The organism is Terriglobia bacterium (genome assembly GCA_036496425.1).
Classification (GTDB): Bacteria; Acidobacteriota; Terriglobia; order 20CM-2-55-15; family 20CM-2-55-15; genus 20CM-2-55-15.
This window is the reverse complement of sequence record DASXLG010000344.1, coordinates 1-21,513: the sequence shown is the minus strand read 5'-3', so window position 1 is coordinate 21,513 and position 21,513 is coordinate 1. Positions and strand designations below refer to the sequence as shown.

The window sequence follows — 21,513 nt, the reverse complement described above, 5'->3', positions numbered from 1 at the left end:
TCTTTATCGCCTCCCGCCGCGAGCCGCCGGAGCTGGTCTTGGAGCCGGCGCTGCTCTTGGAGCTGGAGCTGGTCTTGACGCCGGGGCGGACTGGCGCGGCATGCTTCTTGCTGCGCCGAGGCTTGAAAAGCCATGCTCCTCGTGAGTACGCGCGGCCCCTCCATTCTGTATCCCGCTGAACATGCCGCGATTCTGCGCCGGCGGAACGTTTTTCGGAATCTGGCGATTACCGAACCGTTCCGCCGGCTGCGGCCCGCGCGCCTGTTCCGGGATAGCCCGGGGTGCCACGTTCTGCCGCACGTTGCCGCGGAATTGCTGCTGCAATTTTGTGTTCGCGTACGGGACTCCGGCACGGTGAGAAGGATCGTGAACCCATACTGCCGTGCCGTGAACTTTTTCAACGTGTGTGGCGTTGAAGTTGTGCTGGTGGATGAATGTGTTATTCACAACGATGGTGCGGTTGCCCCAGCCGGGATGCCAGCCCCAGCCGGCCCATCCATGCCACCCGGCGCCAAAAAAGAGACCGACCCGGATCGGTCCGCCGAATCCGAAAAAGAGGCCCGGCGCCACAATGGTGCGTGCCGGCCAATGCCATCGGGGATAGGGATACCAGACTGCCGGCCCCCAGATCCAAACAGGATCATAGTCGGGGACGTAAATGACGTCGGGCTCTGCCGGTTCGATCTCGACGTAGGCCTGTCCGTTTTGACTGGTTGCGGTTACGGTCTCCTGGGGTGACGATTGCAGTTTGCCTGCCTGCTGCGCGCTCGTCCGCATGCGTTGCACGGCGTCCATGACGTCCTGCTGCTGTGCCAGAAATGCATTGCCCAGGTTGGTCGTCCAGTTGACGTCATCATTCAGACGCTTCAGGACATCCGGAAAGACAACCAGCGCCTGAATACTCGCATCCCAATTCTGTTGCTGCGCCGCCTCGGTCAATGCCGGGCCGGTCAGCCCCGGGGTTCTTTGCAGCCATTGATACGCCTGCACAACCTCGAGCGGATATGTCGCCGCCACCAGGATCTGGCTCAAAAGCGGATCCGGGTATAAAGCGATTGGCGCTACAAGGTTATTGAGCTGGTCCGGTGTAAATGCCTGATCTGGAGGGGGAGGAGTTGGAGCCTGCGCCCGTACCGCACTGGGTTGCAGAAGCAGCAACAACAGCAGGGGGATGGCTCCCAAACGCGCTAGGGCAGTTGTCAGAACCTTCAAGGCCATAAAGACCTCCACGGTTAATTTAATGACGCTGTCATTGCGGGAGCAAGCGGAATGCAGGCTGAATTCCGGAGGCCGGCGTGGTACATCCTGCTCACCGTTCTCTATTTGACGGTCCGTCCCGTATTCGGGCACCACTCCGACTCGTTAGAATTTCCTTCTGGTTCTTTTCACCAGCGCGCAGCGTTCGTCGCCGGATCCTTTCCCGTCCCTTCGTAAATACCTTCGGATCTATAACTATGCGAAAAGCTAAGGAATTAGCCACAAAAGGCACAAAAGGGAACGATCTCTCGCTCCCTTTTGTGCCTTTTGTGGCTAATTCTGTCCCGGCTATTTCGGGATCTACATGTGTTCGATCAGGCTCAGCGCGAAGAGGCCCAGTACGGCCAGAACAAACAACCCGGTACCGAGGGCGAGTATCTGAAGAACGTTGATCTCATCGCGGGCCGGTGCAGCCGGTTTCGCGGCTGGTTTCGCTGCAACGGGCGCAGACTCCGTATGGGCCACGGCCACGGCCACGGCCCCATGTTCATGCCCGCCTCCGGCCATTTCTGCAGCGCCACGATTGACGGTAACGATACTGACAATAACGGTCAGAATGACGACCAGTAAAAGAAGGCCCCCGGAAATCGCAAGGGCATGCAGAATGTCAGACATTCACGTTCCTCCTAGAACCCATGGGATTGTAGTACAGCAGCGTACAAATCCAACAGAACCTTGCGCGTACTTCAAGTTGCGCTCTTGACCGTGCGCAAGGGCTAAACGCATAATCAACGCCCTGCACATCAGACGATAAAGGAGAGGCTATGCGGTTCATGCGCGGAGTTGTGGGACTTATACCAATGGTGGCTTTCGTGGCCGGTTGCGCCAACAATACGCCGCCTGCCGAAACGAAAACAGCGGCAGCTCCAGCTGCGGCTTCAGCTCAGTCTCCCGTCGAACGGGGCAAATACCTGACGCTGGTCGGCGGCTGTAATGACTGCCACACTCCAAAGAAGATAGGACCGAATGGTCCTGAAGCGGACATGGGCCGGGAATTGAGCGGTAATCCTGCGACAGACAAAGTTGCCTCACTGCCCATGCGTGGAAAAGACATTTTTGCTAAATGGGGTACTGTAGCAAGCAGCAACTTGACGGCATGGGCGGGACCATGGGGCGTCAGCTTTGCCATGAATTTAACGCCCGACAAGGCCACAGGGCTTGGAAGCTGGACGCCCGAGATATTTATTGCAGCTATTCGAACAGGAAAACACCAGGGGACCGGCCGGGCGATCCTTCCCCCAATGCCGTGGTATTGGTACAAGAACATGACGGATGACGATCTGAAGGCGATTTTCGCATATTTGCAATCGCTTCCGCCGGTGAACAATCCTATCCCTGACCCGCTTCCTCCGGATAAGATTCCACAGTAAGAAGAAGATGAGAAAAGTAGTCGTACTCCTGGCCGCCACATTGTTCCTATGTGGCTGCGGCAGCGAGCAGGGAAAAGGAATTTCGGACGCTGCGGACAAAGCGGCGACACAGGCCCCTGCAGGTCCCGTCGGACGCATCCGCGGCGTCGTTCGTTTCCAGGGCGACGCACCCCCCGCCACGTTCGAACCGGTCACAGAAAACCAGAGCACGTGCGGGGATCGCGTGGCGTTGTCCCGTCTCGCACTCGGTAAAGACAAAGGTGTGCAACGCGCGTTCGTGTACCTGGACGGCGTCAAGAGCGATGAAAAGTTCCGTTCGCGCGAGTCTTTACTGGTCGACCAGAAGAACTGTCAGTATGCGCCGCACTCGTTGATCGTTCCAGTCGGCGGCAAAATCGATATCACCAACAGCGATCCGATTCTGCATAACGTTCACGGCCAGCAGATCACCGGCGAGGGATCGAAGACCCTATTCAACATCGCGCAGCCTGTACGTGGGCAGAGAACCACGGTCGAATCGCCTTTGACGACTCCCGGCATCGTGTTTTTGACGTGCGAGGCAGGGCATCCGTGGATGAACGGATATGTATTCGTCGCGGACCATCCTTTTGTCAGTGTCACAGGTGATGACGGCCAGTTCGTGATTGAGGGTGTCCCTGCCGGAACCTACAAGATCAAGATGTGGCACGAAGGCGTGCGGATGACGCGGAACATCAAAGCCCTCCAGCGTTATGAGTACGAAGAGCCCTATGAGATCACGCAGGATGTAACAGTAACCGCCAACGGCGAGACCGTCGTGAATTTCGACATGGCCTTGCGGCCAACAAAGGAGCCCGAGAAACAATGAGCACCATTCCCGAAAACTTCGCTGACTTGTTTCACAAGAAATCGTTCGCTCAGCTGGCGACTCTCATGAGCGATGGTTCGCCGCAGGTGACGCCGGTCTGGTGTGAATACGACGGCAAGTACGTTGTCATCAACAGCGCGAAGGGCCGCACCAAGGATCGCAACATGCGCCGAAATGCGATTGTTGCCCTCAGCATCCAGGACCCCGACAATCCGTACCGGCATCTCTCCCTGCAGGGAAAGGTCGTTGAAATTACGGAGAACGGTGCGGACTCCCACATCGATAAGCTGTCGAAGAAGTACACCGGAAAAGACGTTTACCCCAACCGTCGTCCCGGCGAAGTGCGCGTGATTTACAAGATCCTGCCGGAGAAGATTTTTACAAAGATTTAACCAGCGGGGAGTTGAGCCGCAGATGACGCGGATGACGCAGATCAATCTGCGTCATCCGCGTCATCTGCGGCTGATTACTCCCTCAAACGCGTTGGCAAGCCCATGCTACGGCAACGCGTACACATACAGCGATTCGTTTTTCGTAGGATCCGGATCCGTGATTCCGCCTCCTCCCGACGCCGTGATCGCGACGTACTGTTTGCCCTTCGCCTCATACGTCATCGGCACCGCTATCGCACTGTTGGAGAGCTTCGTGACCCACAGTTCTTTGCCCGTCTTTTCATCGAATGCGCGAAAACGCTTGTCATTGGTTGCGCCGATGAAGACCACGCCGCCCGCGGTAACAATCGAGCCGCCCATATTGATGCGGCCGGTGTTCTGCTTTCCCTCCGGCAGTTCGTCGGTGACACCGAAGGTCACCTGCCAGACGATGTCGCCCGTGTTCGCGTTGATCGCGGAGAACTGCCCCCAGGGCGGTTTCTGGCAGGGCCAGCTTTGTTCGCCGAGCAACTGGCCTTGCGCGTTGACTTTGCGGTCCCAGAACTTCGAGGCCACAGGATTTCCATAGACGCTGGCACGGTCGTATGGAACGCGCGCATTCGGCGGCCGCTTTTCGATCCAGCCGAGACTCCCGTAATTCAGCGTATTCACGAAGACGTATCCGTTGGTCGGATCGGCAGAGATTCCGCCCCAATCTGTTCCACCGATATCGCCCGGGAAATTGATGGCTGTTCGGGGCGGCGCGTCAGGAGCGCGATACGCCCACGGCGTATATGGGCCTCTGTTGATCAGCTCGCCGCTCTTTTCGACCAGGTCCCGACACGCCTTCGCATGAGCCTCGTTCGTGTCGGCCGCTGTGACCAGGTCTTCCGGTTTGTAGTTATGTTTGCCAAGCATCGGCGGCTTCACGGGAAATGGCTGGGTCAGGGAGGTGAACTCGCCCGGAGCATCGCTTTGAGGAACAGGTCTTTCCTCAACCCCGAAGACCGGCTCACCGGTCACGCGGTTCAGAATGAAAACGAGACCGAGCTTTCCCGTCTGGATCAGCGCCGGGATTTTCTTTCCGTTGACCGTGATGTCCATCAGGATGGGCGCCGGAGGCAGATCCATATCCCAGAGATCGTGGTGGACAACCTGGAAATACCACTTCAGCTTTCCTGTCGATGCTTCCAGAGCCACCACGGAGTTGCCGAAGAGATCGTTTCCTTTCCGGTCGAATCCGTAATAGTCGCTCGCCGGTGCTCCGAAGACGGTGTAGATCATGTTCCGCTCAGTGTCCACCGTCATATAGAAACCCCAATTGTTCACGCCCGTGCGATCTTTCCAGCCCTCCTCGGGCCATGTCTCATGACCGGTTTCTCCGGGTTGCGGGACGGAATGGAACTCCCAGACCTTGGCGCCGGTGCGCGCGTCGTATGCCCGGGTGTTTCCAGGCTGTCCCGTCGCGGGTTGCTCCGGAACGTTGGCGCCGACGAACAACAGGTTTTTATAGATGCTCGGAGGAGAGTTGTACGGGACAACCAGATCGACTTCGCCTTTGTCGCCGAACCCGAGTACCGATTCACCGGTTGTCGCATTCAGAGCGATGAGCTTTCGCCCGGCCGTCACAAAAATGCGAGCCGGAATGTTGGGTTCACCCGGCCAGTAGGTAACGCCGCGTTTCGAAAGAGCTCCTCCCTGGCCGGGCGGCACATCAAACTTCCAGATTTCCTTTCCTGTCGCTGCATCGAGTGCCAGCACTCGATTCTCGGCCGGCAGATACATGACTCCGTTGATCACAACCGGTGTGACCTCCGTCAGACCGCCAAGGCCGCCGGCCGCCGCGCTGTTCCGGTCGGCGCGATACGGCATGCTCCACGCCAGCTTGAGCCTGGAGACATTTGCCGCGGTGATCTGCTTGAGCGGGGAGTACCGCGTTCCCGACAGATCGTGGCTGAACATGGGCCAGTCGGTGGCGGGATTGGGTGGTCTGATGGCCTGCTGCGCTGTCATGGCCGGGATTTGAAGGGCAATAAGCACCGCAGCCGACAGGATTAGAATGGCGTTCCTATAGGACATTGACGAGCTCCTCCTTGGATCAATGGAGGCCAGCATTCTAGCGCTGTCCCGTGGGCTTTAAAATCCCTTTTCTGTGCGTGCGGAACAATGCCTGCAGGTGTCACATTGCGCCCGTTGCAGGCCACCTGCGCCTGCCTGTCAGTAATACGCCAGCGTCTCGATTCCGGTCCCTGCTTTGAATGTGCGGACAGCCTGATTTGTCGTCAAATCGATAACCGTGATGGTCCCGTCTCCGTGATTGGACACCAGGGCGGTCTTGCCGTCGGCGGAGTATGCGATGCCGAATGCCTGCGGGCCGACACGCACAATCTTCTGAGGCGCGTGAAGATTGCGGACGTCAAAGACATTTGCTACCGCGTCGATATGGTTTACCGTGAGGAGCGTAGAGCCATCCGGTGAATATCGCGCCCGGAATGGGCCGACCGTGTTCCTTTCCACAGCGACGGCGTCGATGATCTTGTCGGTTGCAGTGTCGATCACATAAAACTTCGGATCCGCGTAGTCGATTGCCAGAACCCGCTTGCCGTCGGGTGACGCGGTGATTCCCTGAGTGCCCTTCGGCATCGGGACGCGGCCGATCATTTTGCGCGCCTTCAAGTCGATCACGCTGACAAACATCCGGTCGTCTTTATTGGCGACATATGCTTTGCTGCCATCGGGCAGAATGGCTGCCCAATGACCTGTTCCTTCCGTATCGATCGCGGCCTGCACTTTGAGCGATTTCGGATCGATGATCAGGATCTTGCGGCTGAGGTCGCAGGTCGCGTACAGCGTGCCGTTGTTGTCCACCTGAAGCCCGTGAGGCGCTTGATACGGCGAGACATCGACGGTGCCGGTGACCTTGCGTCCGGCAAGGTCAATTGCGACGATCCTGTGGTCGGGGTGCGGATTCGCCCCATACACGCCATCGCCATAGAGCGGCACGTAGGCGGTTCTGTGATCCGGCGCGATTGCCAGTTCGTGAGGCGGGGCATCGAGTTTCAGAGTTCCTGTCTCATCCAAGGTGCGCGGATCGAAGAAGCGCACAAGTCCACCGCGTTTGTCGATCATGATCAGGCCGCTCGTTCCTGTCGGATTGTTCGGATCGAGCAGGGCCGCGATCGCCGGTATCACGGCCAGTCCCACAAGGATGAAGACTATGCAGGTATGGATTCGAATTCTGCTCATGATCGTTCGCTCCTTTCAGACACACTACACTAGTTGCTTCCGGGCTTCGATGGTGACAGCAGCTCTTCCCGAAGGCGTTTCGCATCGGCGGGAAGGAGCCACTTCTCCTCGACCAACTTATCGATTTCCGCGTTCACTTTCGATGCGTAGGTCTTTGATGAACCATACAAGCTCTCCAGGCGCGCCCAATCAAACGGAACCTTGTATCCGATATTGCGGCACGTGGCCTGTCCGGGAGAATGCGCGTAATAGGTCGCGACGGGTACCTCAACGTGCGGGCTGCGCACACCGCCGAGGCCGTTTCCGTATTGGTCCGCGGCGACGGTAGCCTGGGGCGTGCCCGCATCTTTCACCGCCATGCGTTCGGCGCGGGGCGGCGCCGTACCGTTGCGCGCCCACTGGTCGATGTTGTAGAAGGCGGAGTTCATCGCAACCTGAAACACCGGCAAGTCTTCCAGACCAATCACGGGATTGCCGCATGTGTACGCAAACGGCCAGTTACCGGGAAGCGCGCTCTCGCCCGACTTGGTCTGATCCTCCATCGCCGGCATGTGCTGGTAATAACGAATGTCCATCCGCGGGGCCGCGGCCACTTCATACCATCGGAAACGATCGTTCGGCGCATCGCTATCCTCGCGCCGGAGCGCGTACGCCTGCGGTACATCGCCCTCCGGGACCATGCGGATGACCGGGACGCCGACGTTTCGCGTTATGCGGCGCAGATCGTTCGCGCCCACGGCCGCTGCGCAACGGCTGATCGCGGCCGGGCCGGCGTTCGATTCGAAGACAAAGCCGTCGAACGCCTTCGACTGAGGCTGAATGGCCTGCGCATACGTGACGATCTCTCCGCCATGCGATGTGGCATACACGCGCTGCGCGCGGAAGCCGGCGATCGGGCCGTTCGCGCTTTTCAGTGCGCTGGCGATCTGGCCAAGCATGTCGAATTTCAATCCGTCTTCGTTTGGCGACTTCGCGTTCGCGGGCCCGCACGCTTCGTCTGGCGTGGGATTCGCGAATGACAGCGCTGCGTAGCGTTGCGCATTAAACTTCTTGAGTGCGGCGATGGAGGCGGCTGTGTGCGTCACGCCGACCCACGCGTCTCCGTGTTCGGTGAAGTATTCGTGTGACACCGCCCACATGAAGGACCAGTCGAATACGCGTGCGGTATCCACAGGCTCGATGATCACGTTACCGCTGAACTTCGCCGCATCGGCCGGACGTCGAATCAGGATGCGCGAGGTGTACGGCGCATTCGGCGTTCTGACTTTCAAGCCATCCGCCGTCCAGTCGTAAACATTGGCCCTCCCGCTGACGATGTATTCCTCTTCGATATATCCCACTTTTTGCAGGTCAACCACGGACTGAACGCGATTTGCGGAAAGAAACGCATAGTTGTCTTTCGTGGACGGCACCGGTCCCGTAAGTTTCGCCGGCGTGACCGCAGTCTGCGCCAAGCCGATTCCAGGAAAGCAGAAGAGAATCGCTCCTGCAACCAGACTGAGAGTTATCTTTCCGAACGCTTTCATGCCGACCTCCCGAATGTTGTTTGTCCGAAATTCGATCATGGATAACCATCAGCGTCAATACCGGCATAGGGCCGGCGGCTTGAGGGGGACCGTCGGTTTGAATAACGATCGAAAGCGATCCAACGCGTGCCTAAGCGATGATTTGTTGCATCCCTGGATTTTGGCTACCGATTCCGGTAGAGTGCGCGCCATGGGCGAATCGGATTCCGAATCCATCACGCTGGTCGCCTCCATCTGGCAGTGGGAGGGCAGATATCTGCCGGCGATTGATTGCAAGCAGCAACCTTCAGGCGAGGAGTGGATGACCACTGTAAAAGCACCTCTGAAACCGTTCACACTGCCGATCAATGCGGCGCGCACGGCTCAGCACGATCTGAGGAAGGCGTCCGCCGAGCTTGCGCCTCCCCGGACCGAGCTGGATGCGTTTCTTTTCACGTACAAAACCGGTTACAGGGTTGCCATGCTCGCCATGATAGACGAGGTGGTGACGGCCGAGCGGGTGCTGGCGCACGAGGCGAAAATCGACGCACTTGTTCTGGAATGTGGAGTGGCTGCCGCTATCCGGACAGGCGAGCCGCCGATCATGAAAGAAACGCTCGAGCGGCTGATTCGTGAAGGCGTTTCCCGCCAAGAAGCCGTCGAGCTGATCGCGCGAGCCTTCGCTGTCGAGTTCTTCAAGCAAGACCGCGAGAAGCCCAGCCCGGCCTCACTGAAAGAGGTCTTTTCCCGGCTGCCGCAGTTTCCATTCGATACGCCCTATTTAAACCCATCTTTCAGAGATGAATTGGAAGAGCGCCTTAGCCGAGGGCCGGAAGTGGACGACGAAGAGGAGCTGCCGTACGATGACGATGAAAAAGAGGAGTTCCCTTCCGGCAGCATGAATTACGCAGCCCAAATTCTCCGGCGCCAGAAGGAAGGTATCTCGGACAAAACGATTCTGCAGTTGAGTCCGTTCGAACAACTCGTACTCGAAGCCATGGAAGAGCTCATGCTCGGGCGCCTGCGCTATGCCGAAGGCATAGCTGCGATGGCGCAGTTGCTGTCCGGTCGCGACATCTCTGTGATTTCGGTATTCGAGACCCTCAGCAGCCTGGAGGCGCGCTACGCCGTATTTACCTGGTTTCCCGATCCTGTCGAGTATCCGCATCTTGCCGGCAAGCAATATTTCAGGATGACCCCAATCGGCGAACACTCGCTTAGAATGACCCAGGCGAAATCAGCCGGCCATTGAAGGCGTATGGCTCCCGCAGGAAGCGCAAATACACCTGAAGCCACGGCCCGCATCGAGATCGACCGTCAGCTCGAAGCGGCCGGATGGACGCTTCAGCACCGCGCGGCAGTACTGACAGGAAGAACGGAATGTGAGCGATAACTTCAACGCGCGCATCATGATTTGCCATTCATGGATTGATTTTTTCAAAACTGGATTCATGTCGCGGAAAATGAATCCAGTTTTGTCATTTATGGATGCACATTTTTAAAAGTTGGATCCATTTCTCCAGAAAATGGATCGAGAATTGCGGTTTATGGATCACTTTTTCAAAAATGGCATCCATTTCTCCAAAAATGAATGCACGTCTGCCATTTGTGGACGCATTTTCCAGAAAAGGAATACAAATTTGCCATTTATGGATCGATTTTCTTGAAAGCGAATCGGTTTCTCCAAAAATGGATGCATGTTTGCGATTTGTGGATGCAATTTTTTAAAAACTGGATCCATTTTCTGGAAAATGAATCCACATTTGCCGTTTGTGGATTCATTTCTCGGAAACTGGATCCATTTCTCCAAAAATGGATCCAGTTTTGGCATGTGTGGATTCGTTTTTTAAAAACTGGATCCATTTTCCGGCAAACGAATCCAAATTTGCGATTTATGGACCGATTTTTTCGGAAATGAATCCATTTCCAGCGCGGCGCGTTCGGTTTGGCTGTAAGGCGTTGTAAGAATTGAGCCTGACCCGATCCGGCATTGCTGGCCGACGTGGTCGCCCCCAGGGTGCTCGAAGCGTTGAAGCTGGCCTCCGAGGCACTGGCTCTCGCGAAGGTACGGCATGTTGTCGTTGGCGGGCTCGCTGTCGGCGCCGAAGCCTTCAATCATCATGCCAACGGTCTCGTTACGATGCGGCCGGAGATCCCATTCCAGGTCAAGGGAGTCGCCGTGGCCTTGCTGTCTCCGGAAGCAGGTGAAGACTTCCTCGAAGCAACGCTCGCCTCACCGCCGGGAAGCATGATGGAAGCCGCGCCGCTTGTCTACTTGAAGCTCAAGTCGCCGCGGCGCAAGGACCGCGTCGACGTCATTGAAATGATCAAAGGCGGAATCGATACGAAGCAGTGCCATGAGTACCTGTTTAAAAAAATCTCCTAACGCGGCCAAGGCCGCAACCAAGTAGAAACGGGAACGCCGCGAGAGTCCAGTCCTGTCCCTGCCCCCACTATCGTTGAGCGATGTAGTAAATCGTTTGGCGCTGGAGGAAGCATGAGGGAATTCGTCGACAAGTACGCGGATCGGATCCACGGTGTGCCGCCCTGCTTCGATCGCATTTTGACTCGGTGACCTTCATCTGCGCCTGGCAGGTGACCTTGGGGACGGACACGCCGGCACCCGTTTGCCGTTTCGAATCCGTCCCCGATTTCACCAGGAGAACAACATACCGTTTCGACTCTGGAGCGATGGCAGTGGTTTGTGAAAGGCGGGTGGTTTGTAATGGCCACAATGGTTGCGTGGCTGTTTCGCGGATTCCCGTGGAGGTAGTCGATGATTACCTTCATTCTGGCGGAAAGCCTTCTTTTTAAGTATAAGTATCCCGGTTTCGGGAATTCCAGGAGGCAAACATGTTCAAGAAGCCGGTTGCTGCTTTGATTCTGGCCGTAGCGGTTACGTCCTGGGCGGCGGTCCAGGACGCGAAGACCGTTATCGACAACGCGTCGAAGGCCATGGGCTACGATCAGCTGAAGTCCATCGAATACTCCGGTACCGGAGTTGAAGGTACGGCCATGGGACAGGCGCAAAGCGCCGCCAAGGGCTGGCCGCATTTCACGCTTAAAACCTACACCCGCTACATCGACGTGAATGCCGGCACGGGCCAGCAGACCGCGCTGCGCTCCCGCCCGGCAGAGCCGGATGGACAACTTGCCGGCGGCGGCGGACTCAATCCGACTCCCGAAGCCCAGAACACGACGGTCATTGCAGCCAATGCGGGCTGGAATGCGAAGCTCGATGTGGCGCTCTCCCCGCCGGGATTCCTGAAACTCGCTTCCACGGCATCTAACGCCACGGTTTCGCAGCGCAACATGAATGGGAAGAAATACACCGTCGTCTCATTCCCAGTGGAACAGAAAGCTCCGTCGGGTGTTCCGTACACCGTGAGCGGATACATCGACTCCCAGAACATGATTGCCAAAGTCGAAACGAAGGTGGAAGACGCCGTTGTAGGCGATATGCTCGTCGAGCAGGACTACTCCGGATACAAGGACTTCGGCGGCGTTAAATTCCCCACGAAGATTGTACAGACTCGCGCCGGCCTGGCATGGACGGATCTGACCGTCTCTGACGTGAAGCCCAACGCTGCGGCTCCTGCCGCTCCCGCGGCCGGCGGACGAGGCGGACGAGGCGGCGGTGGCTCTGGTCCCGCACCTGCCGGCCGCGGCCAGGCCGCCGGCCGCGGAAGCCGTGGCGCGCCTGCTGCCGAAGGACGCGGCGGAGCCGGCGCGGGACGAGGCGGAGCGCCTGCTGCGGCTGCAGTCACGTCGAAGAAACTGGGCGACGGCATTTACCTGATCACCGGCGGCTATCGCAGCATCGCTGTCGAGATGAAGGATCACATCGTTCTTCTGGAAGCTCCGCAGAGCGAAATGACGGCCACGGCCATCATCGCCGAAGTCAAAAAAGCGATCCCGAACAAGCCGATCAAATATGTCGTCAACACGCACACGCACTCCGACCATTCCGGCGGCCTGCGGGCGGCGGCGGCTGACGGCGAGATCATCATCACGCAAGAATCGAACAAACCGCTTTATGACAAGTGGTTCACCAACTCCCGGACGCTCCTGATGCCCGACAAACTCTCGCAGTCCGAAAAAAAGGCCAAATTTGAGTACATCGGCGAGAAGAAAGTCCTGAAAGACAGCATGAACACGATCGAGCTGTATCACATCAAGGCTGCCCATTCGGAGGATCTGCTCATCGCATATCTGCCCTCGATCAAAGCGGTCTTTGAAGCCGATGCTTTCAATCCGCCGGCCGCGAATGCCGCGCCCCCCGCGCAAGTGAATGGCTTCGAGAAGTTGTTTGCCGCCAAACTCGATGAGTTGAAGCTCGACGTCAACACGATCATTTCTGTGCATCAGCCCGGTGGCGGCGATCGTGACGTGACAAAAGCGGACCTTCTGAAGAATATCGGGAAGGGGGACTGAGAACCTGAGCCGCAGATGACGCGGATGACGCAGATCAATCTGCGCCATCCGCGTCATCTGCGGCTCATTATTTGGCCGAACAGGATAGCGCGCGCAGTATAACAAGGTTGTATAATTTCGGGAATTCTTCGCGAAGCGCATGCGCGTAGCCAGAATTCGCGAAGCGCAAGCGCGATAGCGCGCAGCCAGAATTGAGGAGGATTCCAATGCCAGCCATTGAGTTTACCCTTAATGGGAAACGACAGAGCGTGGACGTCCCGCAGCAGATGCCTCTCTTATGGGTCCTGCGAGACACGCTGGGAATGACCGGGACCAAGTTCGGTTGCGGCATGCAGCTTTGCGGCGCGTGCACGGTGCACATCAACGGGATTGCGACGCGTGCGTGTGGCACGGCGATTTCGACTGTTGCCGGAAAGAACATCACGACGATTGAAGGGCTTTCGCCGGACATCAGCCATCCCGTCCAGCGCGCCTGGATGGAGGTCGATGTGCCGCAGTGCGGCTATTGCCAGTCCGGACAAATCATGTCCGCCTCGGCGCTGCTGGCCCGCAAACCGAATCCCACCGATGCCGATATCGATCAGGCCATGCGAGGCAATATCTGCCGCTGCGGCACATACTCCGGCATCCGCCAGGCTATTCATCTCGCTGCGCGATATGCCGCGCAGCCCAAGGCCGGCTCCACTGGAGGTGGCAAATGAGCACGACCATCCAGAAACTCAACCGGCGATCGTTCCTCAAGACAAGCGCCGCTGCGGCGGGCGGACTGGTGATCGGTTTCTATCTTCCGGAAAGCAAACTGGAAGCCCAGGGCGCCGTCGGGAAGTTGAACGCATACATTCAAATCGGAACAGACGACAGTGTCACACTCTTTATCCACAAAGCCGAGATGGGACAGGGAACCGTGACGTCGCTTTCGATGCTGCTCGCCGAAGAACTCGAATGCGACTGGAAGAAGATCCGGACCGAGTTCCCCGGTGTCGATCCCGTCGCATTCGGTCCGATGCAAGGTGTTTTCGGAAGCATGAGCATCCGCACCTCCTGGGAACCGCTGCGGAAGGCCGGGGCCACCGCGTGCGAGATGCTGGTACAGGCGGCCGCCCAGAAGTGGAATGTTCCAAAGTCGCAATGCCGCGCCGAGAACAACACGGTTCTGAATCTCAATACCAAAGCTCGCCTCAGCTACGGCAGCCTGGCCGAAGCAGCGTCGAAGCTGCCGGTGCCGCAGCAGAATGTGGCGTTGAAAGATCCGACGCAATTCAAACTCGTCGGCAAATCCCAGAAGCGGCTGGATACGCCCGGAAAGGTCAGCGGAAAAACCACGTTCGGGATCGATCTCAGAGTGCCCGGCATGTTGTACGCGTCGCTTCAGCGCTGTCCGGTGTTCGGCGGCAAGCCGAAGAGTTTCGACGCGGCTAAGGCGAAAACCGTTCCCGGCGTGAAACAGGTTGTGCAGATATCGAACGGCGTCGCCGTGCTTGCGGACAATACATGGTCTGCGATGGAAGGCCGCAAGGCGCTCGTCATCGAGTGGGATGAAGGCCCGCTGGCCAACAGCACCAGCGCCACGATTCGTAAAACCTTCGCGGATCTCGGTGAGAAGCGCGGCGCGGTTGCGCGCCAGGAAGGCGATGTGTCGTCGGTGATGTCCGGCGCCACCCATGCGATCGAGGCCGTCTATGAAGTGCCGTATCTTTCGCATGCGCCGATGGAGCCGTTGAATGCGGTCGCGCATGTGCGGCCCGATGGATGCGATGTCTGGAGCGGCATGCAGATCCAGAGCGTGGCGCGGCAGACTGCGGCTGCTGTTTCCGGTCTTGCGCCCGAGAAAGTCCAGATCCACACGGTCTATCTCGGCGGCGGATTCGGACGGCGCGGCGGAGCGGATTTCATCGGCGAAGCAGTGGAAATATCGAAGGCTGCCGGCGTTCCAGTGAAGCTGCAATGGACGCGCGAGGATGACATCCAACATGACACTTACCGTCCGGCCTCTTACACGAAGTTCGCATCCGTGCTTGACGCGAATGGTAAGCCTCTGGTTTGGAACGTCCGCGTCGTCTGTCCCTCGTTTGCGGGACTGCGGAACGGAGTGGATCGAACCGGAGTCGAAGGCATCGCGGAAATCCAGTACGACATTCCGAATATCCTCGTCGACTACCATCCCCCGGAAGTCGGAATACCGGTCAGCTACTGGCGATCCGTCGGTTATTCGCATAATACTTTCTTCACCGAGAGCTTCATGGACGAGCTTGCGGTAGCGGCGAAACAGGATCCTCTCGAGTTCCGGCGCAAGCTGTTGACGAAGGCGCCCCGGCTGCTCGGGGTGCTGAACCTGGCGGCGGAGAAGGCAGGCTGGGGCAAGCCGTTGCCGGCCGGAAGGCATCGCGGGATTTCGGTCGTGGATAACCTCGGCAGCTTCAACGCGCAGGTTGCGGAGGTTTCGATCGACAAGGGAAAACTGCGCGTTCACCGCGTGGTTTGCGCCGTGGATTGCGGCCATGTCGTCAACCCGGCGATTGTCGTCCAGCAGATCGAAAGCGGCATCGTGTATGGTTTGAGCGCGGCGCTTCGCGGTGAAATCACGATTGATCGCGGCCGTGTTCAGCAGACGAACTTCAACAACTACGAACCGCTCCGGATCGACGAAATGCCGGTGATCGAGACCTACATCGTGCCGAGCACCAATCCGCCCGGCGGCATCGGCGAAGCCAGCACGCCGGCCATCGCTCCCGCCGTCACGAACGCCATCTTCGCCGCGACAGGCAAACGCATTCGCAAGCTGCCGATCCGGCCTGAGGATCTGGCATAACGGCACATAGCGCCAATTCCGGAAATCCAGCCGCGTGATATGCGGGATTGGCGCTTTATGAAACGTCTTCTCCTCATTGCCGCGCTGTTTGGCGGCGTCATCCTGATCGGCACCGCCGGATTCATGCTGATCGAGGGCTGGCCTGCCTTCGACAGCTTTTACATGACGCTTCTCACGCTGACCACCATCGGAGGCGAGGTTCATCCGCTCAGCTTCCACGGCCGTGTCTTTATTTCTTTTCTCATGTTGATCGGCGTTACGACCGTTTTCGTCTGCATCGCAATTCTTGGCGACACTTTGCTGCGGCTCGAAATGACGGACTACTTCGGGCGCAGGCGGAGGGACCGCATGCTTAGAGATACTTCGGGACATTACATCGTTTGTGGCGCCGGCCGCGTCGGCCGCAGCGTGATTCAGGAATTGCTGCGCAGCGAATCGACGGTCGTTCTGATCGACAATCGGGTTGAACGCGCGCGCTGGGCGACCGACAAAGGCGTGATCACGCTTGTCGGCGACGCCACGAAGGACGAAGTCCTGCGCCAGGCGCACGTGGAGACGGCGAAAGGCCTCGTCGCGGCCATCGCCAGCGACGCGGAGAACGTCTACGTCGCGCTTTCCGCGAAAGTTCTCAATCCTAAATTGCTGATTGCCGCGCGCGCCAGCGACGACCAGGCGGAAGAGAAGCTTCGCCGCGCGGGCGCAACCACTGTATTTACGCCGTACTCTTTTATCGGGCACCGCCTCGCGCAGTCGCTGCTCCGGCCGCACGTCACGAGCTTTATGGATATCGCTTCGGCATTCCGGCAGCCCTCGGATCTGGATCTGGAAATCGAGCAACTTCCGATCGGAGCGTCGAGCAGTCTGGTGTCGCGCACACTGGAAGAGTTGCGTCTCGGGAACGAATATGGCGTCATCGTTCTGGCCGTACGGCACAAAGATGGCGTAATGCGATTCAATCCGGCGGCGGATCTGCAGATACAATCAGGCGATGTACTCATCGCCATGGGTGAACGTCCTAAACTGAAACGGCTTGACCAGGAAATCGGGAAGGAAGCATGAAACTACAAAACGCAACGGCGCTTGTGACAGGTGGAAGCAGCGGCATCGGATTTTCCATCGCGAAGACTCTGATTGAGGCCGGGACGCAGGTCGCCATTACCGGCCGCGACGAAAAGAAACTCTACAAGGCGGCGGAAGTGTTGAACGCCGTTCCGATCCGCGCCGACGTCTCGAATGAAGCCGACGTCCAGCGGACAATGCGCGAAGTGCTGCAGGCGTTCGATCACCTCGATATCCTGATCAACAATGCTGGTTTCGGCGTTTTCAAGAAGCTCGTCGATATGGATAAATCCAGCTTCGAGGCTGTCTTCGCCACCAACGTCACCGGCGCTATGCTGATGGGCCGCGAAGCAGCGAAACACTTTATCCAGCGCAATACCGGAAATATCGTGAACATCTGTTCAACGGCCAGCCTGCGCGGCGCTCCGAACGGCACCGCCTATTACGCCAGCAAGTTTGCGCTTCGCGGCATGACGGAGTGCTGGCGCGGCGAACTCCGGCAATTCAACATCCGGGTTTTTCTCGCGAATCCGAGCGAAGTGCTGACAAACTTCGGCGCCGCAGCGGGCTTGACTCAAAAGGAGAACCCGACGAAGCTCCGCGGCGAAGACATCGCGCACATGATCAAAGCCGCCCTGGAGATGGACGACCGTGGGTTTACGCCGGAATTGACGGTGTTTGCTACAAATCCCAAAGACTAAAAAATTTATTGCACCATTGCATCATTAGAGGTTTCTGCATTTCAAATTTAGAACTGCAAAAACTTCAGATGATGCAATCGTGCAATAAGTTTCTTCCCTACTTGCTCTTCGCCTGTTTGACGGCTTTATTCTGCTGCTGAATCTGCTTCTTGAACGCCTTTTGCTGTGCCTTGATATTCTTTGTGTTGGCTTTCTGGATGGCCTTCTGATTTGGCGTCAGTTTTTTTGCCGCCTTCGCAGCTTTCGGCGTCTTCGGTTTCTTGATCTTTGCCGGCTTCACCTTTTTCGGTTTGACGACCTTCGCGGTTTGCTGTGTCCGCGCGTATCCGGACACAGTGCCGGCCATCATCAGAACAAGACAACCCAGGATAATTCGTCGAAACATAATGCTTACCGTCGCACAACAGCACGGTTTTGGCAATGATGTTAATATCCTTACGATGTCTGTCCGTCATCCCGATCTCCGTGCGATCGCCCGCAGGGCCATGCTTGACCGCGGTTTTCTCGTCGATTTTCCTCCGGAAGCCCAGGCTGAACTGAAAAAGGAAGCCGAGCCGGACTTCCGAACCGTCAAGGCGCGCGATCTTACCTCATGGTTATGGTCCTCCATCGACAACGATGATTCGCGAGACCTCGATCAGATCGAATACGCCGTGGAAGAATCCGGCGGCATCCGTATCTATGTCGGCATCGCGGAGGTGGACTGGTTTGTTCCCGCGCATTCTCCGATCGACTTGGCGGCCGCTCATAACACGACATCCATCTATACAGGTGTCCGCACGTTCCCGATGCTGCCCGAGCAGCTTTCGACCGATCTCAGCTCTCTCAACGAGGGAGAGAAGCGGCTGGCAATCGTGGCCGAGATGCTGGTGTCCCGCGACGGGCAGATCACGGAGCCTTCGCTCTATGCTGCCGTGGTAGAGAACAAGGCGCAGTTGGCGTACAACTCCGTTGCGGCATGGCTGGATCAGCAGGCCGATGGAAAGACCCCCGAGAAGGTGGAGCGCAACCGCGATCTGCAGAACCAGCTGAGGTTGCAGGACCGGGCAGCCGCATGCCTGCGCCAGCGGCGTCACGAAGCCGGCGCGCTGACGTTCCAGACGATAGAACTGCAGCCGGTCATGTCGCCGGAAGGCACGGTAGTGGACCTGGCGTCGAAACAGCACAACCGGGCGACGCTGCTGATCGAAGATTTCATGATCGCGGCCAACCAGACGACCGCGGCCTTCCTCGAGCAGCGCGGTCTGCCGAGCATCCGGCGGGTGGTCAAAATTCCTGAGCGATGGGACCGCATCCGCGCGCTCGCCGCAGCCTTGGGCGGCAATCTTTCGCCCGAACCGGAGGCCCGAAGCCTCGAGGAATTCCTTAAGCAACAGCAACACTCGAATCCGGCGCATTTTCCGGAGCTCTCGCTTTCGGTCATTAAGCTGCTAGGCCGCGGCGAATACATGGTGAAGATGCCCGGCGGCGATGCGCCCGGCCATTTCGGGCTGGCCGTCGAGAACTATTCGCACTCGACGGCTCCCAACCGCCGCTACTCCGATCTTCTGACCCAGCGTCTGCTCAAAGCCGCCTTCGCCGGCAAAAATTCGCCTTATTCGGGAGACGAACTGCGCGATCTGGCTACGCGCTGCACCGAAAAAGAAAACGATGCCAACAAGGTCGAACGCCAGGTTAAAAAATGCGCCGCCGCGGCCATGCTGCGTCCACGACTGGGTCAGGAGTTCGACGCCCTCGTTTCGGGTATCAATGCCAGCGGAATGTGGGTCCGCCTTTTGCATCCTCCCGTCGAAGGCAAGCTGATCGGCGAAGCAAAACACCTGGACATCGGCCACCGGGTTCGTGTGCGTCTGGAGTCGGTGAATCCCGAGCGCGGGTTTATCGACTTCGAGTTGCTACGCTAGCCGGGCAACTCGTCCACTGCATAAGAATCAGCTTCTGTGATGCAGTTGTTTGCGAACCGCTTCCACAATCAGGCCGGCCAAGGCGTAGGTAGCGGCATTTGCAACCGTGACCGCTGAGAGACCGAGCGGCCGATGAAAGAGCCAGACAATCGGCTGCGTGACGCTCGCGAGCGTGTACAAGTTCGGGTCGATGGGCAGGGCCTTGTCTGCGGCTGCGAAATACACTCCCCATCCGGCGGCGACGAGAAAGCCGGCGCTTGCCCACATAACAATGCGAAATTTCGTGGTGGTCCTCATGTTTTCCTCTGCACTAACGTTATCGCAGATCCTGCAGAACCTTGTCGAGCGCGCCTTTCAATTCGACGACCGATGTATCGCGTTTGATCGTGCAGGAGCTTCCGGAATAAGTGTGTGTGATGGTCATTTCTTTTTCCGTGTCTGTCTGAACCATCGAAATCTTGAGCCCGCCCCGCGAAGAGAAAAATAGTTCCTTCGACGATGGATTCGTAAACGAAGTGCCTTTCTGGTTGATGTCCAGCATCGCATTGATCGACTGAGATAGAGTTCCCAACTCGTCGAAGTCGATGTAGCTGGTCACCGGGTGGGGCACACCGGACATGTCGAGACGGAGGCCTTCGAGCTTTTCCGCTTCCCGTCCGACCTGATACATGATGACGACCTGCAGACGGACACTGCACGCGTCCCCGCCGGAGATACGCGCCAGCGAATAGCTTTCACTGGCGAGCAGGGCTCCGCTCTGGGCCGCAAACATTTCCAGTCTGGTCTGAGGCGCGGGAATGAGCGGCGGATTTGCTGCTGCCTGCTCGCTCTGTACGGTCACGGGCATGGACGCCAGGAGAATGGATATGAGAATTTGTGCCAGCATGTTTTTGATGGTTTCCGGATTATATCTTAACGGAATTACTCGAATTGTAGAACGTTACGCGCAGTGGCGGGGCCAAATGAACACCTGTCTTGTGGTGTTCCGGCCAGCCGGAGCCGCGAGAATCTGGAATTGCTTTTGTCTTGAGAAATAGAGACGCCTGTAAAGACGTGGTATATTTACATGATGAATGTCCGGCTCGTGAATGTCCGTCTTGACGACAAACGGCTCAAAAAAGCCCAGCGGCTTCGTTCGCAGGGGATAACCCTGTCGGATTTAGTCCGCGAGGCCATCGACGAGCGCTATGAGAAGTTGATCGAGTCGCCGCGGCAGGCTGATGCGGAGGCGATAATACGGGAGATCCACAAAGAATACCCCGACCCGCCCGGCTTGCCTGCGAGAGACTACAATGTCCACAACCGGAATGAGGCCAGACGAGGGATCCTGCGCAATCTTCACCGTAAGCGGAAATGATTCTGATCGATACCGGCCCACTAGTGGCGCTTTGCGATCCTCGTGATGCGCTAAATCCAACGGCGATTAGGCACCTGAAAAGCCTCGCCAGATTTCCTCTGATTATTTGCGAGCCGGTCCTGACCGAGGCAGCCTTCCATTTGCCGGGGCCGTCTCAACGGATGCGGCTGCAGCAGGCGATCGGGCGGTTGAACATGCAGCCTGCAGTTGTGGAGGACCCGCATTCGTTTTGGAGCGAGGTCTTTGGCTGGCTTGTCAAGTACAGCGAACACGAGCCGGACTGGACCGATGGATATCTGGCGGCGCTGTCCACACGGAATCGGAAACTGAAATTATGGACCTACGATTCGGAATTCCGAACGACGTGGCGCCGCGCAGACGGATCCTCCATTCCTCTGGCGATTCGGAGCTGACCCCAGAGCCGGCGCCTACAGGGCGCGGGAGACGATTGTTCACTTCTTGCCGAGGGCATTAGCGAGGAAGTACTCGGCCTGGAGGACGGAACGGAGCCTTTTACAACGCAGCCTTCAGGATCACGGGTAACGCGGATGATGCCGAGGATGTGCTGCAGACCATCATTCTCCGGCTGATGGGCCGCGAGCTGAGCGATGAGCTGCTGGCGAAGCCGAAAGGCTATTGGTGGCAGGCCGCGG

Annotated in this window: 23 protein-coding genes; 14 read left to right on the top strand and 9 right to left on the bottom strand. The window is 57.9% G+C overall.

From position 1 onward, the window contains the following. Positions 1-3 precede the first annotated feature (3 nt). Together VGK48_25065 and VGK48_25060 are read right to left on the bottom strand one after the other, a co-directional pair. Positions 4-1,218, bottom strand: a complete 1,215-nt coding sequence (locus VGK48_25065; GenBank protein HEY2384462.1) for a DUF3300 domain-containing protein — start codon at positions 1,216-1,218, stop codon at positions 4-6. 339 nt (positions 1,219-1,557) lie between these two features. After that, complete coding sequence (locus VGK48_25060; GenBank protein HEY2384461.1) at positions 1,558-1,872, bottom strand: hypothetical protein; 315 nt, start codon at positions 1,870-1,872, stop codon at positions 1,558-1,560. Positions 1,873-2,021: 149 nt separating this feature from the next. On the opposite strand from VGK48_25060, the gene VGK48_25055 reads away from it, so the two are divergent. From VGK48_25055 to VGK48_25045, 3 genes are read left to right on the top strand one after another with little or no spacing between them, the layout of a single operon-like run. Then, positions 2,022-2,627 carry a c-type cytochrome gene (locus VGK48_25055; protein ID HEY2384460.1) on the top strand — a complete coding sequence of 202 codons (606 nt, stop codon included), beginning with the start codon at positions 2,022-2,024 and terminating at the stop codon, positions 2,625-2,627. 7 nt (positions 2,628-2,634) lie between these two features. Then, on the top strand, positions 2,635-3,474 hold the full coding sequence (locus VGK48_25050; protein HEY2384459.1) for a carboxypeptidase regulatory-like domain-containing protein: 840 nt from the start codon (positions 2,635-2,637) through the stop codon (positions 3,472-3,474). Then, positions 3,471-3,866: a PPOX class F420-dependent oxidoreductase gene (locus tag VGK48_25045; GenBank protein HEY2384458.1), complete on the top strand. Its 396-nt coding sequence runs from the start codon at positions 3,471-3,473 to the stop codon at positions 3,864-3,866. Before VGK48_25050 ends, VGK48_25045 begins: the two co-directional genes overlap by 4 nt. 105 nt (positions 3,867-3,971) lie before the next feature. Here VGK48_25045 and VGK48_25040 read toward each other — a convergent pair whose 3' ends face one another. From VGK48_25040 to VGK48_25030, 3 genes are all read right to left on the bottom strand, one after another. After that, positions 3,972-5,924 (bottom strand): PQQ-binding-like beta-propeller repeat protein, encoded by a 1,953-nt coding sequence (locus VGK48_25040; protein ID HEY2384457.1) that lies wholly within the window; start codon positions 5,922-5,924, stop codon positions 3,972-3,974. A gap of 138 nt (positions 5,925-6,062) precedes the next feature. After that, positions 6,063-7,091: a cytochrome D1 domain-containing protein gene (locus VGK48_25035; protein HEY2384456.1), complete on the bottom strand. Its 1,029-nt coding sequence runs from the start codon at positions 7,089-7,091 to the stop codon at positions 6,063-6,065. 29 nt (positions 7,092-7,120) lie between these two features. Then, positions 7,121-8,617, bottom strand: coding sequence for an alpha/beta hydrolase domain-containing protein (locus VGK48_25030; GenBank protein HEY2384455.1), 1,497 nt, complete (start codon positions 8,615-8,617; stop codon positions 7,121-7,123). Here VGK48_25030 and VGK48_25025 point away from each other — a divergent pair. Both VGK48_25025 and VGK48_25020 read left to right on the top strand, forming a co-directional pair. Further along, complete coding sequence (locus VGK48_25025) at positions 8,616-9,848, top strand: hypothetical protein (protein HEY2384454.1); 1,233 nt, start codon at positions 8,616-8,618, stop codon at positions 9,846-9,848. The genes VGK48_25030 and VGK48_25025 overlap by 2 nt on opposite strands. 6 nt (positions 9,849-9,854) lie before the next feature. Further along, positions 9,855-9,989: a hypothetical protein gene (locus VGK48_25020; protein HEY2384453.1), complete on the top strand. Its 135-nt coding sequence runs from the start codon at positions 9,855-9,857 to the stop codon at positions 9,987-9,989. Between the two features lie 159 nt (positions 9,990-10,148). Here the strand turns inward: VGK48_25020 and VGK48_25015 are convergent, their stop codons facing one another. Then, entirely contained in the window at positions 10,149-10,427 is a 279-nt protein-coding gene (locus VGK48_25015) for a hypothetical protein (protein HEY2384452.1), read from the bottom strand. A gap of 159 nt (positions 10,428-10,586) precedes the next feature. On the opposite strand from VGK48_25015, the gene VGK48_25010 reads away from it, so the two are divergent. From VGK48_25010 to VGK48_24985, 6 genes are all read left to right on the top strand, one after another. Continuing rightward, positions 10,587-10,982, top strand: a complete 396-nt coding sequence (locus VGK48_25010; protein ID HEY2384451.1) for a hypothetical protein — start codon at positions 10,587-10,589, stop codon at positions 10,980-10,982. 467 nt (positions 10,983-11,449) lie between these two features. Beyond that, positions 11,450-13,030, top strand: coding sequence for an MBL fold metallo-hydrolase (locus VGK48_25005; protein ID HEY2384450.1), 1,581 nt, complete (start codon positions 11,450-11,452; stop codon positions 13,028-13,030). A 206-nt stretch (positions 13,031-13,236) separates the two neighbouring features. After that, positions 13,237-13,731: a (2Fe-2S)-binding protein gene (locus VGK48_25000; protein ID HEY2384449.1), complete on the top strand. Its 495-nt coding sequence runs from the start codon at positions 13,237-13,239 to the stop codon at positions 13,729-13,731. Then, entirely contained in the window at positions 13,728-15,839 is a 2,112-nt protein-coding gene (locus VGK48_24995; GenBank protein ID HEY2384448.1) for a xanthine dehydrogenase family protein molybdopterin-binding subunit, read from the top strand. Before VGK48_25000 ends, VGK48_24995 begins: the two co-directional genes overlap by 4 nt. A 57-nt stretch (positions 15,840-15,896) precedes the next feature. Next, on the top strand, positions 15,897-16,898 hold the full coding sequence (locus tag VGK48_24990) for a potassium channel protein (protein HEY2384447.1): 1,002 nt from the start codon (positions 15,897-15,899) through the stop codon (positions 16,896-16,898). Then, positions 16,895-17,599 carry an SDR family oxidoreductase gene (locus VGK48_24985; GenBank protein HEY2384446.1) on the top strand — a complete coding sequence of 235 codons (705 nt, stop codon included), beginning with the start codon at positions 16,895-16,897 and terminating at the stop codon, positions 17,597-17,599. The genes VGK48_24990 and VGK48_24985 overlap by 4 nt, the downstream gene beginning before the upstream one ends. A gap of 97 nt (positions 17,600-17,696) precedes the next feature. Here VGK48_24985 and VGK48_24980 read toward each other — a convergent pair whose 3' ends face one another. Then, entirely contained in the window at positions 17,697-17,984 is a 288-nt protein-coding gene (locus tag VGK48_24980; protein ID HEY2384445.1) for a hypothetical protein, read from the bottom strand. A 1-nt stretch (position 17,985) separates the two neighbouring features. Between VGK48_24980 and VGK48_24975 the strand changes: the two genes are divergently transcribed. After that, complete coding sequence (locus VGK48_24975; GenBank protein ID HEY2384444.1) at positions 17,986-19,503, top strand: RNB domain-containing ribonuclease; 1,518 nt, start codon at positions 17,986-17,988, stop codon at positions 19,501-19,503. A 27-nt stretch (positions 19,504-19,530) separates the two neighbouring features. On the opposite strand, the gene VGK48_24970 is transcribed toward VGK48_24975, so the two are convergent. Both VGK48_24970 and VGK48_24965 read right to left on the bottom strand, forming a co-directional pair. Further along, positions 19,531-19,800 carry a hypothetical protein gene (locus VGK48_24970; GenBank protein HEY2384443.1) on the bottom strand — a complete coding sequence of 90 codons (270 nt, stop codon included), beginning with the start codon at positions 19,798-19,800 and terminating at the stop codon, positions 19,531-19,533. A gap of 19 nt (positions 19,801-19,819) precedes the next feature. After that, positions 19,820-20,389: a hypothetical protein gene (locus VGK48_24965; GenBank protein HEY2384442.1), complete on the bottom strand. Its 570-nt coding sequence runs from the start codon at positions 20,387-20,389 to the stop codon at positions 19,820-19,822. 180 nt (positions 20,390-20,569) lie between these two features. On the opposite strand from VGK48_24965, the gene VGK48_24960 reads away from it, so the two are divergent. Further along, entirely contained in the window at positions 20,570-20,860 is a 291-nt protein-coding gene (locus VGK48_24960; protein ID HEY2384441.1) for a hypothetical protein, read from the top strand. After that, a complete protein-coding gene (locus VGK48_24955) occupies positions 20,857-21,273 on the top strand; it encodes a hypothetical protein (protein ID HEY2384440.1) in 417 nt (138 codons plus the stop codon). The genes VGK48_24960 and VGK48_24955 overlap by 4 nt, the downstream gene beginning before the upstream one ends. Positions 21,274-21,513 lie beyond the last annotated feature (240 nt).